Raw genomic sequence first — 12,687 nt, forward strand, 5'->3', positions numbered from 1 at the left:
AAAAAGAGGAGCATCTTAATAGAAGCTCCTCTTACGTTGTACTATCAAATAATTATAATAATATAGGAATATATTGCTCCTGTAATAAATCGATTTTTATTTGTGCACTTCCCTGTAAAGATCGTTCACGTGCGCGATGCCCCTCAGTACTATCTGTATGCCAAACAAAATAACTGTTTTGTAATTGATCTGTGATTGGACTCACATAACCTTGATTGTATTCATAATGAGTTGACTCAATCCCATTATCCGAAACAAATGAGTACGTTTCTTTTTCCATTTTGGAAAGCATAGGTAGGTTAAGCCAGTTTACCTTCACTACTTTATCCCAGGCAATTGACTGCTTTAAAATCCGGACCGTTCGTTTATGAGGATCACTTACATAATGAATATCAACCGCAAATATTCCGCTTAGGAACACTGTAGATGAGTGTGGAAGCACATGGGTTTTTACAGAATATAGTTTACAGTCTAAGTTTAGAACTTCCAGGATGTCATCCATGTGATTCAAATATTCCAGGATGTGGATGTCAACGTTCAGCCTGGCAAGCACTACAGGTGCCTTAATTAGAAGAGGTTGCCTTTCTTCCGCAACTATTGAACCAGTCCTTACAATCGTCTGTTCATATTCTTTTGACGGAACTTCCTGCAGACCGTTTTCTGGTAAAGTCTCCATTTCTTTTAGTTTTGTGGTCAGAAAGGGAGGGCAGAATTCACGCTTTAGAATATCCGAAAATCCATAAGACAGGGGGAGGATACCTGTTAAATCAACGATTGGATCTTCCTCATATTCATCCGGGGAAAATGAAAGCGTCTGCTCCAGGGAGGAAGAGGATTCTAAATCTAACTCTTCAATTACAGGCGAACTTTCTGATGAAGACTCTTCTGAGAGCATGTAAGAAATTTCTCTATAGAGGTCATGATTATCGTCTAAATCTTGGTCTGTATTAAGGTACATATCAGCTGACTGGCTGCTTTCCATTTGAGATACATAGTGGTTTTTAAAACTAACGTATTCATTAGAAGACTCTTTCTCAATCGATGAAACAATATCCTTTAGCATGGAGTAATCTTCTCCAAAAGTGTTTTCCTGCTGTGGATCTCTATGCTCAAAAGACTGAGAACTTATTTCCATTGATGGTGATTCCCCTAACATAGAAATAAATTCTTTTAATAACGACCCGGTTTGATCACTAGTATCAAAAGATTTATTTTTTACTGGATCCATCTTCCCCCTCCAGCCAAACTCATTTTCATTGGAACGTGCAGCCAGGTCCTCTTGCATTGGCGGAGCGGTTTCATGATCATTCAAAGCTATGGTTTTCTTCAGGTTGTTAAAATATTCTCTTCGGTTTGAGGAAAGACGTTTTCTCATTTCAGAGGCAGTGTCTGCTTTTTTCTTTGTACTTTTTATTTTTCTTTCAGTCATCTTTTCATGCTCAGGTACTTCCTTTAACTCTTGGTCAAATACCTCTGGCGGCGAAGAAATAACAGGACGCAGTTCTTCTTTACCCTGAGGAGAATAGATATGGTTCTTTTTTGAGTACTGTCGTGCTTCAATCTTTTTCTCTTTAGGGCGGGGCTCACGATGTGCTTCTATAAAATCATTCTCGAATTCACTTGGGGCAGTTTTGAGTTTCCTTCTTGAAAGATTGGGGTTACTCCATTGCTTTTGAATAAACGTGTTTTTATCCCTTTTCATATACCCTTGAAAGGTGCTGTATCCCAGCCTCCTTTCCGCCCCTCCTTTCTTTATACTTAGGATAAAAAGGTTCAGCAAGGATCATTCGTAGTAGAAGCAACACGTATTTGCTGGTCTTGCAGGACTTTCAAACGTATATCCAATACCATTTTTTCTTCTAATTTGGTGAAACAGCCTTCGTAAAAAGAAGCGGGCCCATGAAGAGGCAATCGATCCAGCGCTTCATCCCATTCAATAATCTTGCTGGAAACTAATTCACAGTATGCAAGCTCATTGTAGAACTGGGAGCTCTCCTGGTGAAATTGAGAGAGATCACTGGATAACAGTTGATCTTTTTCCGGGTACCCTGAAGGTAGAGACTTCGATACCGCAAAGTCAAACTCCTGTCGATCATTCAGCTTAGGCATGACCGGCATCGACAGAAAATCCTTGATTTCTGTTACACAGTCAAATGGAATATCTACCGTGTAGGAATGTAAATCAGAAGCGACTGATTGATGTGTACTATGTTCAATCTCATGACACGGACTGGCATATTGAATGTTTTTTCGCACAAATCCTTTAACAAATAACTTATGAGTTGGAAGCAATAATCGACATTGAGTAAGGATGACTCGTTTCTTAATGTCTTTAATTTCTAGTACTGGTTCAGGAAAAGTAATGGTTTCATTTATATTTATCTGCAAATCGAGTTCTGCCAGAACCACAGGAACTTTAGTGAAAATTTTCCCAATACTTACGCTTGGTGTAACGGAATGGTTTTGACATGATTTGATATTGGAAGACCCCTTACAATCATAATGATGGGAACCCTTGTGTAAATCTTTGTGTGAATCAGTCATTTGATTTCCTCCTCAAAAATTATAGTACATCGTATGTGGAGGAGGGCACTATGTTTGGGCGAAAGTCTGAATTCTGATTTGGAGTATAGGCTATAGCCCTTAGTTTGAAAGGAATTATTTGGAGATATTTTTTTAATTCATGCTTGTTCAATTATCAATAAAACGTGCGCCCCCTCTTCCCTCGTGCTGCTCGTTAATATGGAACACAAATAATCACCCTTATACATGTATAAGGGTGATTATTTTCAAAGTATGATCTAAGGCAGGGCAGTAATACGAACTTGCTGTTCTTGTAAAACACTCACTGTAAAAGTAACCATCATTTTTTCAACTATATGATGAAAGTGGCCTTCCGCTACAGGGCTGTGACTATAGCCATAATGATGAGAGTGTCTGTCTGTAGCTTCATCCCATTCTAGGATTTCGTGTCTTAACAATTCACAATACGGAAGAGGATTGTAATTTGCCGTACTGCTTTGATGGAACTGGGAAATATCACTCGATAGAAACTTATCCTTTTCAGGGAAGCCTTTTCCAAGATCCTGAGCTCTGAAAAAGTCGAACTCGCTTCGCGTATTCGTAACAGGCAATTGAGCAGGTGAATCAAGATTTACACTCGTCATGCACTCAAACGGTACTTTAACCGTTAGTGATTTCATTTCTGAGGACACGCATTCTCCTGCTTCATTATAACAAGGGGAAGCATACTGAATGTTTTTGCGTACATACCCTTTAATGAATAATGGGAATGGCCCACTGCTGAATTGATCATCTGGACTGGCAGATGTACGAGTCATAAGGCGGCACTGAAGAATAACAACTCTTTTCTTAATGTCTTTAATCTCTGAAACAGGATATGGAAACTCAATGTTAGCCACCATATGCGTAGTGACATTGAAATCTCCTAAGTTCACAGGAATTCTAACTAAACGCGTACCTTCAGGTGTTACAGGTGTGTCCGTTTCCTCATTCATACATTGTTCAATAGAAGCGGATTTATTAAGGTCCACACAATCGTGGTAGTGATGTTTTTTATTACTCACTTTTTTTCCTCCTTTATTTTTTACCTCACTGTATTCTATGCACTTCTACTTACTAAGCATAGATAGATGAATCAGTCTAAACGTGGAATTTAATAGGGATAATAGAAAAGTAAAATAGAAAGTAATATACAAACTTATGCAGTTTTTGATTTTTTCAAGAAGTTTCGGTTGTACGCGCACCCTTCCCTGCCCAATTGGCATAGGCTAGCCCATCAGGAGGTCGATCAAATGACGCGAAAGAACATCTTTGCGGTTGACTTAGGAAATAGCTGGTATAAAGTTATGGCTTCAGATAATGGAGAATTGGTGGAGTATCAATTACCAAACGCACTTGCTTTATTTGATGAAGAATTTTACGAAAAACCCTACGATGAAGAAGATGTAGACTTTGAGGAAAATTTAATCGTAGAAATTAAAAGTCCGGCCATCGTTGACAAGCGGGAAATTTACTACGTCGGCAAGTCAGCCATGAAACAGCGCAATGTTAGTCTTACTTCTTTTAACAATCAAAAAATTGATGAAGATCGTACTTATATTCTTTTACATTCGATAGCTGCTTATCATGCCCTGATCTCTGACCCGACTAAAGGGGAAATTAATTACCACATTGACCAATTAGCTGTTTCCCTTCCAACAACACAGTATAAGGAAAAAAAGGATGTATTCAAGGAACGCTTAAAAGGTGTTCACACGGTGATATTCCATAAAGTCCCCGGGATGCTTGAGCCAAAAGAAGTAGCTGTAAAAGTGCATATTGAAGATGTCATTGTAGGTGCTGAGGGAGCCCTTGCCTACCTGAGTTTGACACGTGATCCTCATTCATTAAATGTTACCAATGAATCGCTTGCTAAAGACTCCCAAAAAGGAATTATTATCGGAGATTTAGGCGGGGATTCCGTTGACTTTGTAGGTATTAAAAATAGTAAGCCTGTCGCATCTGTGGAAGGCGAACAGTTTGGAATTAATCAATTTCTTGATAATATCATTCAAAAAGTCAGTAAAAATGAGCTCTACAAATTTAATTCACGGTCAGAGCTGGAGGAGAAATTAGCTGCTGGACAGTCGGAATGGTATGTAGAGCCTTTTGCCGGCGTAAAAAAAGATATAAGTAAATATATTATTCCCCAGCTCAAATCTATGGCCATTAAATATTTGGAACACTTTGACCGGGTACGAAGCAATTCAAACGAAATTAATGGAGCTGTAAGATACATTGCGGTAGGGGGAGCAGCTGACATTGCGCAACGGCAAATTAAAGAAGCTGCTGTTAAATGGAGTGAGCGAGGACGTCCGATTGACTTGTTGTTCCCGGAAGATATGGTTAAATTAAACGTTCAGGGATTAATGATCCTTGCAAAAATGCGTCTGCTCAGTAAGGAAAAGGAATATGCGACCGCTAAAAAATAGAGGGTGATAAAATGTCAAGAATATACAGAGATTATTTTAATCAAACTGTTCTAACTATTCCTGACAGTTTTATTGATGTTAAGACAGGGGAAACTCGCCTCGTTTCTCCTTCCATCATTGAGCAGCTTGAGTACCATTCCAGGAATAATACACTGCAGCACTTTATGATTTCAGCTCTTACCAGTTATTTAAGTGCAACTCCTAATCACCAAGGTCCTGCCGACGAAGTTTTGCAGGAATTATTAGAAATAAAAAGGATGCTTAAAGCCGGAAGTAGCGGAATTCATTATATGGATAGAACCTCTGCCGGGAGTAAATTCACTCCATCAAGAGAAGTCGGAGCAAAGGAAATCGAAGATGTTTTAGAGGCATTTGGAGGGTAAATATTTGTTTATGTAAGAAGGTAGCCTGGCAAGGATTACCTTCTTCTTTGCTTTTTAATATAATGATGATTTAGTGACGTAAATGAATGGCCGGTAGGCAGGTAATTGAACAGAAGCATGACAAATCAACCGTAATGCAAATACCCGTGCCTATTAAGTCATCCAACTCTTTATGATCAATCTGACTGCAAGCAGAATGATCATCTTTACTATGGCATTTCTCCCCATGATCATTGGAATGCTTCAGATCTGATTTGAAGACGAGTAATTCGAGAACGGCACATTCTTTTTCAATGTCTTTAACCTTGAAAATAAAAGAGTTTACACATTTGAACTTTGTTTTTTTCGAGTGGCAATGGTAAGTGGTAACCCCTGTACCTTTATAAGGGTCACACCCACAATACAAAATAAATGGAATCGTGTTTTTCTTAACTTTCTTCTCTTCCCCAAGTAAATCTTCTATAGACTGTTTACAGGAAGTGTGACAGCCATTATCTTTATCCGCTTTCTTTTGAGCAGCTAGTATAGCTTCCAATACATCGGCCACACAGTTTTCATAGTGTCTGCTTTTTTTATGATCCTCTTTTTTGTGATAGCCGCAACCTCTTTTATAATCGTCTTTCCGGTGCTGATCATAACTTTCGTATTCATGATCTTTAAAATACATGTTTGTTTTCTCACTCCTCCAAAGGTTTAAAATAGTATACGCTGAAGAATCTACTTCGCGTAATAACTACGCCTACCAGGAATGAAAAAACAGACTCTTGGCTCTACAAATACCGTTATAGCTTCACTAACTCCGGATTATCTATCACCATAAACCAATGACATGATCATAGTGAATCTATGCATAGTGACCGCCAATTTTTTTGCTTCGCTCGATAGTGATACCACCGCTTGTATAACTGCTCGCCCTAAGGACAGCTGTAGAACCGTATTCATCACGAATCCGGTCCATAACGTCCGCTAAATCCTTCTTCTTAGGTTCGTTATTAAATAAGCTAAGCTGAACATCACAGCCATCATTCAAGTTGGTTAAAGCAACCGATGCTCGCCGAATCTTACTTTTCCCATCGTAAAAACGCTGAAAAAGCTTCAAGCATACTTGATACATATCCCCCGTTATATTAGTCGGAGACTGTACAGACATGGACCGGCTGAAACCTCCTCCTGTTTCACTCGAATATCCTATTCCCAGGTGCACCGTCCTGCCTTCCTTATCATCGGTTCTTGCGCGGCGGCAAGCTTCCTCGCATAAATCAAGCAGGCAGGCATAAATTTCCTCTTTTTCATAATCTCTTAATAACGTAATTCCATGGCCATAAGATTTCTGCTCTGTCTTCACAAAATTGCCATATACAGGACTCAGGTCAATCCCCCAGGCATGCCAGTATAATTGCTCTCCCATGACGCCGAAATTTTTTTTCAGATACTTTAAGGGGTGACGCGCTAAGTCTCCAAGTGTCAAAATCCCCATTCGATTTAAATTTTTTGTCATTCTTGAGCCAATTCCCCATACGTCATGAATATCACACGGCCAAAGCTTTGCTTCTACGTCTTCATATCGACATTCTGCAATTCCGTCTTCTGCCTTTTTCGCATGAATGTCCATCACGACTTTTGCAAGAAATTTGTTATCCCCAATTCCAATCACAGATTCTATGCCGAATTGCTCTCTTATCTCAAATTGAAGCATATGAGCGATTTCATACGGGCTTCCATACAGCTTATTTAATCCATTAATGGTGACCCACAATTCGTCCACCGAGTACACGTGGATAGCCTGCTGTGGAACATAATTCCTGATCATTTTGGTAATTTCCACAGATACTTCGAGGTAATCTCCCATGTGCGCAGGTGCAATAATTAAACTGGGGTCGTCAGGCAGTTCGAAATACCTACTGACGTTACTGATTCCATACTTTCGTTTCAGCGTGGGAGAAGCAGCGAGAACAATACTTCCTCTTCGTGCAGTGTCCCCTACCACCGCCAATAACGCTTTTTTAGGGTCCAGCCCTCTTTTCATACATTCTACACTTGCATAAAAACTGCGCATATCAATACAAAGCACATCGTTTCGCGGATATCCTTGATAATCCACTCTCACCACTCCACACGAACGTTTGTTCTTATTATAAGAAAATATTATTATGATGTAAAGGATTCTAATCGCCTATATATTTTAGGACCATATAAAACATACAGCAAAAATATACTCTTACCTATTTTAAGCGTTTGGTGATTATTTACACTGTAAAAAGATGAATAACAAAATAATCCATATGCGGGGGGATGGATTAGACGATTAGGCATCACAGCAGGAAAAGACAGGGCGTGGTATGTGTTATCCATCCATCAAAATTCTCCAGATGGTAATAAAGAGTTCTCCATGGTACACCACTTGTAATAGCGCGAGACTGTCCTTTCGTGTTAAAACCAACCGCTACTTTATATAAAAGACAGAAGAGAAATTCATACTTGGTTTACTGTTTTAAAATAGATTGAAACGAACCAACAACAGTAAAGAAGTCCATTCACCAGCTATTGTCAAAGTAAAGAAAATCAGATACTATATAATTACTGAAAAGGCAAACGGTTGCACAATTGATTTCTATTTTTACGTGAAAATAATTCTTCAATAAAAATTAAGCAGTGTAATAATTAGTAGTGCGAGCGGTTGCACTACTAATTGCTTTAATTACTCATTCTTTCTTTTTCATGTACAATAGTTTAAAAGAACCTGTCTTCATAGCATTAAATTTAGAAGAAATGAGGGATGGATATGGAACGTGTTTGGTGGAAGGAAGCTGTAGGCTATCAAGTGTACCCGCGAAGTTTTCAAGATTCAAATGGAGACGGTATTGGTGATATACAAGGAATGATCGAACGACTTGATTATCTGAAAGATTTAGGAATCGATTTTATTTGGATCTGCCCCATGTACAAATCCCCGAAGGACGACAACGGATACGATATCTCCGATTACAAAGATATCCTCGAAGAATTCGGTACAATGGACGACTTTGACCAGTTATTAAAGGAAGTTCATAAGCGGGATATGAAATTAATCATTGATCTCGTACTCAACCATACCAGCGATGAGCATCCATGGTTCGTCGAGTCGCGTAAGTCTAAAAATAACCCCAAACGTGATTGGTATATTTGGCGTGACCCTAAAGACGGAAAAGAACCAAATAACTGGGAAAGTATTTTTGAAGGATCAGCCTGGGAATATGATGAAGCATCAGGTCAATATTACCTTCATGTGTTTTCCACGAAGCAGCCGGATTTGAATTGGGAGAATGAAGAAGTACGCGAAGAGTTATATGATACGGTGAACTGGTGGCTCGAGAAAGGAATTGATGGATTCCGTATCGATGCGATCAGCCACATTAAAAAACGTCCGGACCTTCCGGATATGCCTAACCCGGAAGGCGAAGAATACGTTTCTTCTTTTGATATGCACATGAACCAGGAAGGGATCCATGAGTTCCTTGAGGAGTTTAAAAATAAGACGTATGCTAACTACGATGTAATGACAGTAGGTGAAGCAAACGGAGTAAGTGCTGAAGAAGCAAATCTCTGGGTCGGTGAAAACGGAAAAATGGATATGGTATTCCAGTTTGAACACTTAGATCTCTGGAATAAAGATGGAGATGACAAGCTTGATGTTGTCGGCTTAAAGAAAGCTTTAACACGATGGCAAAAAGCATTGGAAGATGATGGCTGGAATGCTCTATTCATTGAGAATCACGATAAAGCCCGCGTCGTTTCCACATGGGGAGATGACGAGCAGTATTGGAAAGAAAGTGCCACTTCTTTTGGTACGATGTACTTTCTGATGCAGGGCACTCCTTTTATCTATCAGGGACAGGAAATCGGAATGACCAACGTCGCCTTCCCTTCTCTCGAAGACTATGACGATGTTGCGGCCAAAAATCTTTATAAAAAGAAGAAAGCTCAGGGAGCCTCTCATAAAGAGATCATGGAGATTCTTTGGAGCACCTCCCGTGACAACAGCCGGACGCCGATGCAGTGGAATGACCAGCCCAAGGCAGGTTTCACAAGCGGAACTCCCTGGATAAAAATTAATCCTAATTACAAGGAAATTAACGTAAAAGACCAGCTCGGACGATCCGACTCAGTTCTAAACTATTATAAACAAATGATTTCTCTTAAAAAACAGTATCCCCTTTTCACTTATGGAATCTATGATCTACTGTTAGAAGAAGATACTCAAATTTATGCTTATACAAGAATACTGGAAAATAAAGTGGCGCTGATTATTACAAATCTAACCTCAGACGAAGCCGATTTTGAATCAAATTATTCTCTCTCTAGTGATCATTTAATATTATCGAATTACGACACGGAATCCCACGAGGATATAACGTCGTTTACTCTCCGTCCTTTTGAGGCAAGAGTTTACATTATGAATCAATAAACAAAGAAGAGAGTGAACGTGTCACGTTCACTCTCTTCTTTTCTTTGTTAGTCTCTTCCAAGTGATGGCTGTAATTCAAGGGCTACATTTCCTTCAATTGCTCTTGAAATCATACAGCTCTTCTCAGCTTTTTCAACCAGCTTAGTCAACTTATCCATATCTTTATCGGAAGCTTCGGACTTCAAAAGCACACGCGGCTTGTGAATGATTTTATTATATGTGATCACTCCGTCGGTTACGTCCACAATCCCTTCTGAGTCCATGCTCATCTCTTTGAGCGGTAATCCTGCTCTCTCAACCATTGCACCAAGCGTAATAATATAACAAGTTGCCGCAGCGCCTAACAGCATTTCATCAGGGTTTGTGCCTACATCTGGCCCGTCCATTTCTTTGGGAATGGATATTTGGGTCTTTAGTTTGTCTGCCTCTATTGTTCCAACTTCGTTACGACCTCCAGGCCATTCAGCTTTCAAATGAAAGTGATGCCATGTCAATTTAAACCTCTCCCTTCTGTTTAACACTGTTTTTATTATAAGACTGTTTTAAATATCCGTGTTGATCTTACAGTGTGACCATTTCCATTGTAAAAGACTTATTATGCTCTGTGGAACTATAATGCTTACACAGGAATATTCCCTTCTCAGAACGAATAACTACAAAAAGGGGGAATCTATATGAAATATCTATCCAAAAAGGCATTTGAGGCTGCTAAAGATTATATCCTTACAAACGCTCGTGACCTTGAACAAGCACGCTGCTCGTATCTTTTTGACAACGGCACGGAGCAAGCTATTGTAAAAGCCTTACATGCCTATCAGAATCAAGATGGGGGATTTGGTCACGGACTGGAGGCAGATTTCCGGCTTCCTGATTCCTCTCCCATGGCTTCTTCTGTAGCTTTGCAGATTTTATGTTCCATAGATCATCACCCTGAAGCTCGTGAGATGATCAGTGAAGCGCTCAAGTACTTTGAACAGTCTTTCAATAAAGAACGTCAAGGATGGCTTGCTGTGCCTCCTGAAGTGAATCTTTATCCTCATGCCTTCTGGTGGACGGTACACGAAAATGGAACCTCATGGATCGACGACAACTGGGGAAATCCATCCGCTGAGATTATCGGTTACCTTCTGACATATAAACATGAAGCCTCAAAGCTGAATGTAGATCAGCTCGTCAGTTTATCAATAAAGCACTTACTTTCCCTTGATACTTTTGAATCGGAACATGAAGTTTTTTGTTATCTGCGTTTTTTCAGAATGCATCCTTCCTGCATGAATCAGGAAATTCACGCGAAGTTAAAGGAGGGTGTACGTCAGCTAGTGACTTTAAATCAAGAAGAGTGGAAAAACTATGTTCCCCTCCCTTTGCAGTTTAAGCCTACGCCAAATAGTCTGGATGTAGGTATCTCTTCACACGCGATAGCGGGTCATCTAGATTACATAATAGAAGGTCTGGAGGCAAAGCCTTATATTGAACCAGCCTGGAAGTGGGAAACCTCCGAAGATGTTTGGCGTAAAGCGAAACAGGAATGGCAGGGTGTACTTACACTTGAAGCCTTACAATGGATTTCATCTTATGACAGATTAGTCAGCTAGTTTTTCTCATTTTTACAAATTCATATTCACTTCCATTTGTCGGCTGCATAAACGTGTGAATAACTTTAAAACCAGCATTTTTATAAACTCGGATTGCCCTTTCGTTAAATGTGGCAACAGACAAAGTAAACGAGCGGGCTCCATAATGCAGCTCAGCATAATCAAGAGCTTTTTGCAGGAATGACCCGCCTATTCCTTGTCCTGTCATATCAGGACGCAAGCCTAAACCTAAGTCGACGGTCTCTGATTCAACGGGAGTCAGGGAATAAAAACCAATTAATTTTCCCCTTTCATACACACTAAAAGCATGCTCACCTCTCGTTTCCTCATTAATGAACTCTTGGTAGTCCTCTTCATCTGCTGTCATGTCATAAAAACTATAAATTCCAGAGTATTTCCAGTTAGCAATGATTTCCGCTTCTACTTGCAGCATTGGCTTAACCTTCAATCTTTTGCCTCCTTTGATCCTTATTCTGCAATAAGTAAACCATTACCCCAATGACGGGAAGAACCCCCCATAAAAAGCTTTTGTTTTGAACGCCTGTTTTCTGTTGATCCCAATGAAGCGTATAGATACTCAGTCCTGTCAGGACAAATAAATCAATGGTCATAACATGTACAAATTGAGAGTTTTTGAAGGCTTGAGCATAAACAGTGAAATCACCCTGCAGAAGTCCGTAAATGATAAGCATAGTAGTACCGACCATCAGTAATACATGGAAATAAACAGCATTTAACACTCTTTTGAGTATGCGGGGTGTTCGGTCGCTGCGTTTCTTCTCTGCAGTAGATAAGAAGAAAAAAGGGAGAAGTGCAAATGCTCCCAATATAAACGAACCAGCAGCAAAAGGCCAGGCCGGGATACGGCTGTTATCGTGAGTCAGCAAAAGAATCATAAACGTTACTGGAAACAGACCAAGCAGGCTGAAAACAGCCAAGAGCAATGGATCAGGATCATTCATACGGATCAGCTGATTTAAGTAACCATCATTCCCGTTTGGAGCGGCCATCCAAGCATAGAGAATAAATCCTGCCCAAACCAGAAAAAACACAATTTGCCTTGTCTTCATTCCTTATCCCAGTCTTTTTTGAAACGCTCCATTTTAATTTGCAGCTGTTGAATCATCTCCAATATTCTATTGAAGTCGTCCATATCCACTTCATCTGCATCCATCGAAGACACAACTTGATTCAACATTTTGATTCTGTTTTTTATGTAATGAAATTGATCTGACGGATGTTGTGCAGCTTTCCCCATATCTTTCCCCTCC

Annotated in this window: 13 protein-coding genes; 4 read left to right on the top strand and 9 right to left on the bottom strand. The window is 39.8% G+C overall.

Annotated features, from left to right (window positions below; translation table 11 throughout):
* Nucleotides 1-52: 52 nt before the first annotated feature.
* The 3 genes from HBHAL_RS18080 to HBHAL_RS18090 all read right to left on the bottom strand — a co-directional run bounded on the left by HBHAL_RS18080 (nt 53) and on the right by HBHAL_RS18090 (nt 3,626).
* Complete coding sequence (locus HBHAL_RS18080) at nt 53-1,702, bottom strand: hypothetical protein (RefSeq protein WP_014644955.1); 1,650 nt, start codon at nt 1,700-1,702, stop codon at nt 53-55.
* A 71-nt stretch (nt 1,703-1,773) separates the two neighbouring features.
* Entirely contained in the window at nt 1,774-2,544 is a 771-nt protein-coding gene (locus HBHAL_RS18085) for a CsxC family protein (RefSeq protein ID WP_014644956.1), read from the bottom strand.
* A 257-nt stretch (nt 2,545-2,801) separates the two neighbouring features.
* Nucleotides 2,802-3,626: a CsxC family protein gene (locus tag HBHAL_RS18090; protein ID WP_455429231.1), complete on the bottom strand. Its 825-nt coding sequence runs from the start codon at nt 3,624-3,626 to the stop codon at nt 2,802-2,804.
* Between the two features lie 189 nt (nt 3,627-3,815).
* Here HBHAL_RS18090 and HBHAL_RS18095 point away from each other — a divergent pair, with 189 nt between their 5' ends.
* A complete protein-coding gene (locus HBHAL_RS18095) occupies nt 3,816-4,994 on the top strand; it encodes a ParM/StbA family protein (protein ID WP_014644958.1) in 1,179 nt (392 codons plus the stop codon).
* Nucleotides 4,995-5,005: 11 nt separating this feature from the next.
* On the top strand, nt 5,006-5,377 hold the full coding sequence (locus HBHAL_RS18100) for a hypothetical protein (protein ID WP_014644959.1): 372 nt from the start codon (nt 5,006-5,008) through the stop codon (nt 5,375-5,377).
* Between the two features lie 70 nt (nt 5,378-5,447).
* Here the strand turns inward: HBHAL_RS18100 and HBHAL_RS18105 are convergent, their stop codons facing one another.
* Nucleotides 5,448-6,044 (bottom strand): CotY/CotZ family spore coat protein, encoded by a 597-nt coding sequence (locus HBHAL_RS18105; RefSeq protein ID WP_014644960.1) that lies wholly within the window; start codon nt 6,042-6,044, stop codon nt 5,448-5,450.
* A gap of 177 nt (nt 6,045-6,221) precedes the next feature.
* The gene (locus HBHAL_RS18110; protein WP_014644961.1) at nt 6,222-7,478 is read right to left on the bottom strand and encodes a DNA polymerase IV; all 1,257 of its coding nucleotides are present in this window, start codon (nt 7,476-7,478) and stop codon (nt 6,222-6,224) included.
* A 681-nt stretch (nt 7,479-8,159) separates the two neighbouring features.
* On the opposite strand from HBHAL_RS18110, the gene HBHAL_RS18115 reads away from it, so the two are divergent.
* Nucleotides 8,160-9,821 (top strand): alpha-glucosidase, encoded by a 1,662-nt coding sequence (locus HBHAL_RS18115; RefSeq protein ID WP_014644962.1) that lies wholly within the window; start codon nt 8,160-8,162, stop codon nt 9,819-9,821.
* Nucleotides 9,822-9,868: 47 nt separating this feature from the next.
* Here the strand turns inward: HBHAL_RS18115 and HBHAL_RS18120 are convergent, their stop codons facing one another.
* Entirely contained in the window at nt 9,869-10,315 is a 447-nt protein-coding gene (locus tag HBHAL_RS18120) for an OsmC family protein (RefSeq protein ID WP_014644963.1), read from the bottom strand.
* A 180-nt stretch (nt 10,316-10,495) separates the two neighbouring features.
* Between HBHAL_RS18120 and HBHAL_RS18125 the strand changes: the two genes are divergently transcribed.
* Complete coding sequence (locus HBHAL_RS18125; protein ID WP_014644964.1) at nt 10,496-11,416, top strand: hypothetical protein; 921 nt, start codon at nt 10,496-10,498, stop codon at nt 11,414-11,416.
* Here the strand turns inward: HBHAL_RS18125 and HBHAL_RS18130 are convergent.
* The 3 genes from HBHAL_RS18130 to HBHAL_RS18140 are packed head-to-tail and all read right to left on the bottom strand — an operon-like array spanning nt 11,409 to nt 12,674.
* Nucleotides 11,409-11,849 carry a GNAT family N-acetyltransferase gene (locus HBHAL_RS18130; protein ID WP_041601766.1) on the bottom strand — a complete coding sequence of 147 codons (441 nt, stop codon included), beginning with the start codon at nt 11,847-11,849 and terminating at the stop codon, nt 11,409-11,411. The two genes, HBHAL_RS18125 and HBHAL_RS18130, sit on opposite strands and share 8 nt — an antisense overlap.
* Before the next feature lie 4 nt (nt 11,850-11,853).
* Complete coding sequence (locus tag HBHAL_RS18135; protein ID WP_014644966.1) at nt 11,854-12,486, bottom strand: hypothetical protein; 633 nt, start codon at nt 12,484-12,486, stop codon at nt 11,854-11,856.
* Nucleotides 12,483-12,674: an SE1561 family protein gene (locus HBHAL_RS18140; RefSeq protein WP_014644967.1), complete on the bottom strand. Its 192-nt coding sequence runs from the start codon at nt 12,672-12,674 to the stop codon at nt 12,483-12,485. The genes HBHAL_RS18135 and HBHAL_RS18140 overlap by 4 nt, the downstream gene beginning before the upstream one ends.
* Nucleotides 12,675-12,687: the final 13 nt, after the last annotated feature.

The organism is Halobacillus halophilus DSM 2266 (assembly GCF_000284515.1).
GTDB lineage: Bacteria > Bacillota > Bacilli > Bacillales > Halobacillaceae > Halobacillus > Halobacillus halophilus.

Coding starts and splice junctions, on each gene's coding strand:
- HBHAL_RS18140 (WP_014644967.1), bottom strand. CDS start 12,674: ATGGGGAAAGCTGCACAACATCCGTCAGATCAATTTCATTACATAAAA.
- HBHAL_RS18105 (WP_014644960.1), bottom strand. CDS start 6,044: ATGTATTTTAAAGATCATGAATACGAAAGTTATGATCAGCACCGGAAA.
- HBHAL_RS18095 (WP_014644958.1), top strand. CDS start 3,816: ATGACGCGAAAGAACATCTTTGCGGTTGACTTAGGAAATAGCTGGTAT.
- HBHAL_RS18115 (WP_014644962.1), top strand. CDS start 8,160: ATGGAACGTGTTTGGTGGAAGGAAGCTGTAGGCTATCAAGTGTACCCG.
- HBHAL_RS18085 (WP_014644956.1), bottom strand. CDS start 2,544: ATGACTGATTCACACAAAGATTTACACAAGGGTTCCCATCATTATGAT.
- HBHAL_RS18130 (WP_041601766.1), bottom strand. CDS start 11,849: ATGCTGCAAGTAGAAGCGGAAATCATTGCTAACTGGAAATACTCTGGA.
- HBHAL_RS18100 (WP_014644959.1), top strand. CDS start 5,006: ATGTCAAGAATATACAGAGATTATTTTAATCAAACTGTTCTAACTATT.
- HBHAL_RS18080 (WP_014644955.1), bottom strand. CDS start 1,702: ATGAAAAGGGATAAAAACACGTTTATTCAAAAGCAATGGAGTAACCCC.
- HBHAL_RS18135 (WP_014644966.1), bottom strand. CDS start 12,486: ATGAAGACAAGGCAAATTGTGTTTTTTCTGGTTTGGGCAGGATTTATT.
- HBHAL_RS18125 (WP_014644964.1), top strand. CDS start 10,496: ATGAAATATCTATCCAAAAAGGCATTTGAGGCTGCTAAAGATTATATC.